This window comes from Mycobacterium sp. E3198 (genome assembly GCF_001667015.1).
Classification (GTDB): Bacteria; Actinomycetota; Actinomycetes; order Mycobacteriales; family Mycobacteriaceae; genus Mycobacterium.
Map to the genome: position 1 here is coordinate 1 of NZ_LZIS01000103.1, position 1576 is coordinate 1576.

General features: G+C 65.9%; 3 protein-coding genes. All 3 read right to left on the reverse strand.

Translation table 11 applies throughout. The features are described 5' to 3' along the window. The coding region (locus A5673_RS11850; protein ID WP_068226688.1) for a WXG100 family type VII secretion target at positions 1-283 on the reverse strand (283 nt) is incomplete at its 3' end. Positions 284-333: 50 nt separating this feature from the next. Continuing rightward, positions 334-630, reverse strand: coding sequence for a WXG100 family type VII secretion target (locus A5673_RS11855; protein ID WP_066914021.1), 297 nt, complete (start codon positions 628-630; stop codon positions 334-336). A 151-nt stretch (positions 631-781) separates the two neighbouring features. Further along, positions 782-1576: PPE domain-containing protein (locus A5673_RS11860; protein WP_156748112.1), on the reverse strand; the 795-nt coding region annotated here is incomplete at its 5' end.

Consider the following 1576-nt stretch of genomic DNA (forward strand, 5'->3'; position numbering starts at 1 on the left):
AGGCCCAGCTGGACCCGACGGCGCTGTCGGTGCTGGCCATGTTGCTGCCGGCGCTTTGCACCTTCTGGCCGTGGGCGTTGGCCTGCTCGTAGATCACCTGGAAGTTGCGACCCAACTGGGTGATGAACTCCTGGCAAGCCACCGAACCGGCGCCGCCCCAGAAGTCACCAGCAGCCAGCACATCGCGCACGATGGCCTGGTGCTCGGCCTCCAACGACGCCGCCTGGGCGCGAATCGTCGCGCCGTGGGCGTCCACGTCGCCAAACTGGTAATTGATGGTCATGTTTACGTCCTTTCAAATCTTCAAAAGTTGGGGACGACAGCGCCGTTGGGCTAGCTGCCGAGGATCTGCTGGGAAGCCTGCTCTTGCTGCTCGTAGTTGTTGGCGTCGCGGATCAGCCCGTCGCGCACACCGTGCAGCATGTTCACGATGTTGCGGAAGGCCTGATTCATCTGGCCCATGGTGTCGTAGGAGGTCGCCTGCGCCTGGCCGCTCCAGCCGGCACCGGCGATGTTCATCGACGACGCCCACATCTTGCGAGCCTCGTCCTCAACGGTCTGAGCGTGGACCTCGAAACGGCCCGCCATCGCCCGCATCTCATGCGGATCGGTCATGAAACGTGTTGCCATGTCTTCTTTCTCCTTGTCTTGGAAGCCTTCGGCTTGACGAAGTCTTGTGAGATTGTGATCGATGCGGTGGTGGCCGCATCACGCATAGATTAAGGCGTACCGGTCAATTGTTCGCCTCGAATGGGTGACATCCCCCTTTCTTGTTCCCGCGTCAGACGACAACCTGCTTGGGCATGACGATGGGCTTGAAGCCGTACCGGGGGCCGGAGCCGTAGGCGGCAGCGCCCTTGGCCGCGCCCGCCATTCCGGGCATCCCCGGCATCGCCGCGACCGGCTCGGCCTCGGCGGCCGCGGTCCAACCCGAGCCCTCCAGCGGGGCGGTCGACGAGGCCAGCGTCGCCGGGGCGGCCGAAGACCAGCTGGCCGGGACCGACAGGCCACCGACAGAAGACGCTTCGGCCATGCCCGCCCCCACGCTGTTCGCCAGGGTGCCTTCGGCTATGGCACCCCCGGCGGTGGCCGGGGCCACGGCGTCGACGGTCGACCAGGGCACGCCCGGGATTGCGCCAACCGTGTGCCCGTACGACACCGCCGTCGGGATGGCGGTGCCGACGAACCAGGCCGCGGTCACACCGAACTGCTGAACGCCGTTGAAGTTGAACAGCGTGCCGAACAGGCCGTCCGCCTGATTGAGCACCGACGCCGCGCCGGGATAGGCGGTCGAGAAAGCGTTCCATATTTCGGTACCGAAGGACTCGGTCCCAAAGTTCGCCAGCAATCCACCCAACCCTGTCGCCGCGCTGTTTGACTGCGCGGACGCCAAGGCTGTGGACACTGCGGCACCTTGGGTGGCGGCCGCGGCCGGACTGGCGGTCGGTGACGCCGGCGTCAGCGGCTGAAGGACCGACGACGCTGCCGCCGCAGCCGAATAGGTGTACATCGTGAGCGCGTCCTGGACCCACATTTCGGCGTAGAGCGCCTCCGTGGCCATGATCGCCGGCGTGTT